The organism is Tychonema sp. LEGE 07196 (genome assembly GCF_963890365.1).
Classification (GTDB): Bacteria; Cyanobacteriota; Cyanobacteriia; order Cyanobacteriales; family Microcoleaceae; genus Microcoleus.
In genome coordinates, this window is the sequence record NZ_CAWPRX010000200.1 from 33,227 (window position 1) to 40,847 (window position 7,621).

5 protein-coding genes and 1 pseudogene are annotated in these 7,621 nt (G+C 45.3%); 2 read left to right on the plus strand and 4 right to left on the minus strand.

Translation table 11 applies throughout. The annotated features are described in order from the left end of the window. Positions 1-66 precede the first annotated feature (66 nt). Positions 67-1,809, minus strand: coding sequence for a tetratricopeptide repeat protein (locus AACV78_RS24150; protein WP_194012299.1), 1,743 nt, complete (start codon positions 1,807-1,809; stop codon positions 67-69). 838 nt (positions 1,810-2,647) lie between these two features. Here AACV78_RS24150 and AACV78_RS24155 point away from each other — a divergent pair. Further along, positions 2,648-3,723: pseudogene (locus AACV78_RS24155) on the plus strand (ISKra4 family transposase). A gap of 40 nt (positions 3,724-3,763) precedes the next feature. Here AACV78_RS24155 and AACV78_RS24160 read toward each other — a convergent pair. The 3 genes from AACV78_RS24160 to AACV78_RS24170 all read right to left on the minus strand — a co-directional run bounded on the left by AACV78_RS24160 (position 3,764) and on the right by AACV78_RS24170 (position 6,519). Then, positions 3,764-4,189 (minus strand): universal stress protein, encoded by a 426-nt coding sequence (locus AACV78_RS24160; RefSeq protein ID WP_194009869.1) that lies wholly within the window; start codon positions 4,187-4,189, stop codon positions 3,764-3,766. 211 nt (positions 4,190-4,400) lie between these two features. Next, a complete protein-coding gene (hisD, locus tag AACV78_RS24165) occupies positions 4,401-5,714 on the minus strand; it encodes a histidinol dehydrogenase (protein ID WP_194009847.1) in 1,314 nt (437 codons plus the stop codon). Between the two features lie 532 nt (positions 5,715-6,246). Then, the gene (locus AACV78_RS24170; protein ID WP_194009848.1) at positions 6,247-6,519 is read right to left on the minus strand and encodes a hypothetical protein; all 273 of its coding nucleotides are present in this window, start codon (positions 6,517-6,519) and stop codon (positions 6,247-6,249) included. Between the two features lie 602 nt (positions 6,520-7,121). On the opposite strand from AACV78_RS24170, the gene rpsT reads away from it, so the two are divergent. Beyond that, positions 7,122-7,418 carry a 30S ribosomal protein S20 gene (rpsT, locus tag AACV78_RS24175; protein WP_194009849.1) on the plus strand — a complete coding sequence of 99 codons (297 nt, stop codon included), beginning with the start codon at positions 7,122-7,124 and terminating at the stop codon, positions 7,416-7,418. Positions 7,419-7,621: the final 203 nt, after the last annotated feature.

Sequence of the window (7,621 nt, forward strand, 5' to 3'; positions counted from 1 at the left end):
GACTTTTTCAGCAAGCCCTATTTAGAGAAACCGGAGCGATGAGTTTAAATTTTATTTCAGTTATCGCTACTGTGCCGATAACTTTTTTATTTGGTTGAGAGCATCTTGGTAATCACTTCTGCTTTTTATTTGTTCATTGCAGTTAGCGGCTTTGTCTATTTGTTGAGCGCAATAGTAAGTGGCTCGGTTTGTTTGTTGATTGTAGAAGTAAGCAGCTTTTTTATAATCGGAGATCGCCTCTGCTTTTTTCCCTAGGTCAGACTTGGCATTACCCCGCTTTTTGTATGCCATAGCATAGTCGGGTTCAAGGTCAACCACCTTAGTATAATCCGCGATCGCCTGTTCTTTTTTCCCCATGTCATACTTGGCATTACCCCGACTGTAGTAAGCATCAGCATATGTGGGAGAAATATTTATCGCCTTAGTATAATCGGAGATCGCCTCTGCTTTTTTCCCTAGAGCAGACTTGACATTACCCCGACGGATGTAAACAGGAGTATATTTGGGGAAAATGTCGATCGCCTTATTAAAATCTGCGATCGCCTCTGCTTTTTTTCCTAGGTTATCCTTGGCTATACCCCGATAGAAGTAGATACCAGCTTTGCCGGGGGGATTAAGGTCGATCGCCTTAGTATAATCCGCGATCGCCTCTGCTTTTTTCCCTAGGGTAAACTTGGCATGACCCCGACCGGAGTAGGCATTAGCTTCGTTGGGATTCAACTCGATCACCTTAGTATAATCGGAGATCGCCTCTTCTTCTTTGCCTAGAATAACATTGACAAAAGCCCGCTCGAAGTAGGCATCAGCATATTTGGGATTAAGCTCGATCGCCTTATCAAAATCTGCTATCGTCGCCTCTTCTATTATCAATAGGGCAGACTTGGCTGATCCCCGACTGAAGTAAGCAACAGCATCGTTGGGATTAAGCTCGATCGCCTTAGTATAATAGGCGATCGCCTCTTCTTGTTGCCTTTGCTTGTAGGCATAAGAATTTGTCGGATTAAGCTCGATCGCCTTATTAAAATCGGATATCGCCTCTGCTTTTTTCCCTAGGGTAAACTTGGCTGCACCTCGATTGCTGTAGGCAGAATCATTTTTTGGATTCAGCTCGATCGCCTTAGTATAATCGGATATCGCCTCTACTTTTTTCCCAAGCTCATGCTTGGCTACACCCCGATAGTTGTAGGCAGAATCATTTTTTGGATTCAGGTCGATCGCCTTAGTATAATCCGCGATCGCCTCTACTTTTTTCCCTAGGGCAGACTTGAGACTACCTCGATTAAAGTAGGTAACAGCATTGTTGGGATTAAGCTCGATCGCCTTAGTATAATCCGCGATCGCCTCTTCTTCTTTCCCTAGGCGAGACTTAACACAACCTCGATTATTGTAGGCAGTATCATTTTGGGGATTCAGGTTTATAGCCTTAGTATAATCGGAGAGCGCCTCTGCTTTTTTCCCTTGGAAATACTTGACCATACCCCGATTGTTGTAGGCAGTATCATTTTTGGGATTAAGGTCTATAGCCTTATCAAAATCTGCGATGGCTTCGGTTTTTTTTCCTTGGCAAAACTTGGCATAACCCCGCTTGGAGTAGGCATCGGCATAGTCTGATTTTAATGAGATAGCGTTAGAAAAATCATCTACAGCACCCTTGAAATCTCCTTTATTTGTACTATCAATACCTTGACTGTAATAGCCATTAGCATCATTAATTTGAGTCTTGGTAGCCGTCGAACAAGCCGCCACCCCAAACAGAGTCAAAGCAGCGGCCAGAATTTGCGGAATCAAAGGATGCGGTTTTTTAGTCATAGCCTTGGCAGTGAGTAACTTTTAATAAGAGTGCTTTGTTAACGGTTTCAAAAACTACGCTGAATTGTATCTTACTGTGTGATTTTTATAACAATATTGTGACTTTAAAGTAACTGTAGAACCAACTATTGCCGGACTTTAATGCACATCCTTTTAGATCGTGTCCGGTTGATTGACAGATCGAAGATTAGTTGGTAGTGCGGACTAAAGTCCAGCTTGTTGCGGACTAAAGTCCGCACTACGAACCGTTTTTGTTATTAATCAACCGGATATGATATTATTGGCCAAGGTGGATTTGGAGAGACATATTTAAACTGGCAAGAGACTCAAGCCACAGTCCAATAAACTATTTATCCTGCTGACAGCCTAACTACTGTTTGAAGCGGAGTCTCAAATTTTTACAACAATTAACATTTTGAATAGACAAAAAGTTATATAGAGCCCATTTGAGATCTATTCTGCGTAAATCTCAGAAACCGGGTTTCTCTCAGTATTTCTCGTCACCCAACCAAAGACTCGTAGAAACCCGGTTTCTCGCCATAAGCGTAAATCTCAAAAACCGGGTTTCTCTCGGTATTTCTCGTCACTCAACCAAAAAACTCAAAGATGTCAAATTGGTTATATAAAGTGCGTCAACTCGCGTTATATTTTCTGCAGGTTCAATAACTCTTAGCTGACGCACCCTACAAGTTTTAGCTACTGTGAAACAAGCATCCCGCCTGTAAATCCCTGCGGGGGAGCATCCCACTTTGGCAATCAGTATAAATACTCAGACAATTGTCTGGCTAAGTTGATGGCATAATAGAAAGCAAATAAATTACCATAATCCAAGGAAAGCATGACCCCAGAAGAACAGCAGAAGATCAAAATAAATCTCCAAGAAATAGCAGAGATCCTTTATAAAAATACCCCAGTAGACAATCTACAAAGCTTTGAATCCGTAGAACTGAGTGTGAGGGAACATTTAATTGAAACAGTAGCACCAGAAAGGGGCGGTTTTTTTTTAACTCGGCGGGTGGAAAAGGTTCGGGGAGAAAAAGAACCATAAAAAGTTGTGTAGGAGAAATCACTTTATCGAGTAAGCAAGCTCAAAGGTTGGGAGTGAAGAAGGGAAGTCGCCTGAGTCCTAATCTGGAGAAATGTTGTTTATTATTAGTGGGAAACGAGTCCTTTGCTAATGCCGAGAGAGACCTCAAAATGTTGACAGGAGTTTATGTACCCCACAGTACACAACATCGGCTGTTAGAGCGTTACAAATTGCCTGAGCCTGAGACTACCGAGAAAGTAGAAGCATGTTCGTATAGACGGAGGAAACGTCAGACTAAGAACTCCTTTAGGAGAAGAAAGTGTCGGTCGGAATTATAAGGCAGTTAAGGTACATGGTCAAGTAGGAGCAGCCTTCTTTCAAAAGAATGCAGATTTAGTAGCGTGGGTAAATAGCCAACTCAAGAGTGAAGCAATAACTTGTTTGGGAGATGGTCATGATGGAGTGTGGAATCTGTTTAATCAAATTGGGACTATTGAGCTCTCGAAGAGAGGTACTAGATTGGTATCAGGGGAATAGAAAATCTACATAGAGTAGGAGGTTCGCTCAAACGACTGAGGAGAGCGCAGAACCAACTGTGGCAAGGGTCAACAGTAGAAGCCATAGCCGAATTTGTTGGTGTTGCGAGTAAAGGGAGTGAAAGGTTCCAGAAATATCTGCGAAAACATCAGTCAAGAATCCCAGATTACCAGAATTATCAACAGCAGGGTATTGACATTGGTTCGGGAGCTGTAGAGTCTTTAATTAAACAGATTGGAGCAAGAATTAAGATTGTAGGTGCACAGTGGAACGAAAAAAATGTGCCTCAAATTTTAAGACTGAGATGTGCGTATTTAAATAATGACATCAAGCTAGGTGTTTCTGCTTAGTCAAAAAGTGGGATGCTCCCTCCCTGCGGTTCAATTCCCCCTACCTCGATCGCACAACCAACACCGAACAAGGAGCCTCAGCCACAACCTCAGCACTCACCGAACCTGCCAAAATTCGCTTGACACCAGTCAAACCCCGACAGCCGATCGCAATTAAATCCGCTTTATAAATATTCGCCAAACGCAAAATCTCCTCGGCCGGTTCCCCCGAAACAATCTCCAACTCGCTCTGACAAGGCAACTTTTGCTGATAAGATTGCAGTAACTTCTCCACTTCTCGGTAAGCAATCTCATTTCCCTGAGAGTGAGGTCGATCGACCGCCGCCTCAAAATCCGAAATACCAGAAGTCACCACATGAACTAAAATCACCTTAGTCGTCGGTTTTAGCTTAAATAGCTCCACAGCTTGCAAAACCTGTACTGCAAACTCCGAATTGTCGATCGCCACCAAAATAGTATTCAATATAATGCACCTTATAAATCTCAGATATTAGACTTTAAACTTCGCGTTAATTATCGGCTACTTTCCACAACTTCGCGCTACCGGGCCACATCATCATCAACACAGAAACCCGGTTTCTTAACATAATTGCGTCATTTAAGCAAGATATTGGAAGAAACCGGGTTTCTTAAGCCCGAATTGCGTAAATCCCGATCGCCAACCTCAACTCTACCATCTAAAATTCACTCTTTCCCTCATTTTCAGTCCGCAACCGCACCGAATCAGCATGAGAAGGTAAACCCTCAGCTTTGGCCAACACATCAATCGCCTTACTAACCTTCTTCAGCGCCGTCGGCGAATATTCAATCAAACTCGAATGCTTCATAAAAGTTTCCACCCCCAGCGGCGAAGCATAGCGCGCCGCCCCAGAAGTCGGCAAAGTATGATTGGGTCCCGCCAAATAATCACCCACAGCTTCCGGTGTAGATAAACCCAAGAAAATCGCCCCAGCGTGCCGAATTTGGTCTAGCAAATCCCAGGGCTCTGCCACTTGCAATTCCAAGTGTTCCGGCGCAAACTCGTTAGACAGTTCCGCCGCCGCTTTGAGAGAATCAACCACTACCACTAAACCGTAATTAACGATCGCCTTTTCCGTCAAAGTCCGGCGCGGGTGATTTGTCAACTGTCTCTCTACCTCAGCCACCACCTTCCTCGCCAGCACCGAATCCGCCGTCAGCAAAATCGCCGACGCCATCGAATCGTGTTCGGCTTGCGCCAACATATCTGCAGCTACGTGTACCGGATTCGCCGAACTATCAGCAATAATCAGCACCTCCGACGGCCCCGCCAGAGAATCGATCCCCACAGTTCCGTAAACCAATTTTTTCGCTAGCGTCACGTAAATATTCCCCGGCCCAGTAATTAAATCCACCTTGGGAATACTTTCGGTACCGTAGGCCAAAGCCGCGATCGCCTGCGCCCCGCCCACCCGATAAATTTCATCAACTCCCGCTTCTTGAGCCGCTACGAGCACCGCAGGATTCATTTTCTTCTCCTGTCCGGGGGGAGTACACATCACCACTTTCGGAACCTTGGCGACCTTTGCAGGTACCGCATTCATGATTACCGAGCTAGGATAGGACGCTTGACCGCCAGGAATATAAATTCCCGCGCGATCGACCGGTGTGTAGCGCTTGCCCAAAACAATTTCGTCATCACCAAACTGCACCCAAGACTTGGGTACGCGCTGTCGGTGAAACGCCTCTACCTGTTTGCAAGCTGTGCGGATCGCATTTAATAATTCTTTCGACACCTGTTGGTAAGCAGCATCCAATTCGGCGCCGCTCACCCGCAAATCTTCCACATTTAGAGTCATGCGATCGAATTCAGCAGTGTAGTGCAGCAGGGCCAAATCGCCTCTACGCCTTACAGCTTGCAGCACCTCCCGCACGGTGGCTTCTTTATGAACAATAAGTTCGTCATGGGTGCGATCGCAGATTCGTCGCAGTTCAGCTTGCGCCTCAACCCACTGAGTAATAATTCGCAGCATGGAGATTAGGAATGCCGTCAATAATTCAGTGACGCTCCCACACCAACCCGAAGGGCATAGTGTGGGCTTCAGAGTCCGGTTAAGGATATCTAGAACTTCATTCAAGGTACTCCAATTGTTTCCCTCTACTGCGTTTTATAGTGAGGAACACGTCCCGCCCCACTTGTCACATGAAAAGTTTTTTACCTAGACCCAGATTGTTATTCTTGGATCCAAGATATGAATATTCTACCAGAATTATTACAATTAGTGCTGGTTTTTCATTTTAACACCAACCCGAAACGGTTATGGTTTCGGGATTCCCGCCTGTCTGGCCAACATTTGCTTGACAATTTGGGATTTTTGTGAATATATCCTATAAAAGTATGCCACCACCAGTCCACAAGCTTAAACTGCCAGACTCGCGGCATTTTCACAGGCTTCAGTGCAGCGCTTAAATCTCTGTCGGGATTTTGCAACACCGAGGACAAGCCACAACCTTCCTGGGAAATTGCTCGCCAGAGAACCGGGTGCAGATGGAGAGGGGGAGAATCTAGAGGGACAGAGGGACACAGAGGGGGGGGGAGAGGGGGATTTGTTCCCTCTTCCTTCTTCCCCCCTTCCTTCTTCCCTCTTCCGACGGACTTACATCCGTTACATCCCGTACATTGCTCGTTGCCGAACTTCCTTCTTCCGACGGACTTACATCCGTTACATCCCGTACATTGCTCGTTGCCGAACTTCCTTCTTCCTTCTTCCTTCTTCCTTCTTCCTTCTTCCTTCTTCCTTCTTCCTTCTTCCTTCGATTCGATGAGCGATCCAGCAAGAAGCCCAAATAACCCGTATTCTTTGTTATAGCTTAACTTGGATTTTTCCGGGAATGGGATTTTAAGCAGGATAGATGCTATATTAGTTTTTCCAACACCCGATAGTTTTTTTTATAGAAAAACGCCAAATTATTGTATAATTGAAAATTGCGTGTCAGAAACCGTGACTTTAACTCGTGACGGTCGATCGCCCGCAACTAGCCTGTGTAACACCTGTATCATACCTTTGGGTATCGTCAGGGATAAAAAATTGGCAGTTAAATGAGTCAATAAAAAATTATTGCGTCGCCCGAAAGTACCCACAGACTCAGCTCGATCTGAGCTAGCGGTAGTGGCTGTCCGACCCGCCCAAAAACGGAAGCCCCCGACACTCGCCTGGTCGTGAGTCGTGGAGAACTCAAAATTTTAGACTTTGGTTCGAGATCTCAGGTTCACCTGCGGACTAAATCTAAAATTTTCAACCTCAAATCAACAGACTCAGCTTTTAAAAATCAAGCTTTTTGTGGCTCGCTCCCGAAAAGCTTGTCGCAAAATTCCCGTGTCTGGAGACTTTCTCCAGACGGGGATGTATCAATGAATACCTACTTCCAGCAACTGAACTATGGCAAATATTAAGTCCGCAATCAAACGAGTCAAAATCGCCGAGCGCAACCGCTTGTACAACAAGTCTTACAAGTCAGCCGTCAAAACTTTGATGAAGAAGTATTTTGTAGCCGTCGAAAAGTACGCCGCAACTCCTTCTCCTGAATTAATGCAAGAAGTTCAGCAGCGGATGTCTGAGGCCTACAGCAAAATTGACAAAGCTGTCAAAAAAGGCGTACTCCACCGCAACAACGGCGCTCGCAAAAAGTCCCGCTTGGCAAGAACCCTAAAGCCTCACGAAACACAAGCATCCTAAGAGAGAAGTCCGAGGGAAGAAGTCCGAGGGAAGAAGTCCGAGGGAAGAGGGAAGAAGGAAGAAGGAAGAAGGAAGAAGGAAGAAGGAAGAGGGAAGAGGGAAGAAGGAAGAAGGAAGAAAGAGAATTTTTCCCACTTCCTCCCCATCTCCTACTCTCCCACTCTCCCACTCTCCCACTCTCCCCATCTCCCACTCTCCCACTC

Excerpts from the sequence above, each read along its gene's own strand:
- AACV78_RS24150 (WP_194012299.1), bottom strand. The coding sequence starts at position 1,809 with ATGACTAAAAAACCGCATCCTTTGATTCCGCAAATTCTGGCCGCTGCT.
- hisD (WP_194009847.1), bottom strand. The coding sequence starts at position 5,714 with ATGCTGCGAATTATTACTCAGTGGGTTGAGGCGCAAGCTGAACTGCGA.
- rpsT (WP_194009849.1), top strand. The coding sequence starts at position 7,122 with ATGGCAAATATTAAGTCCGCAATCAAACGAGTCAAAATCGCCGAGCGC.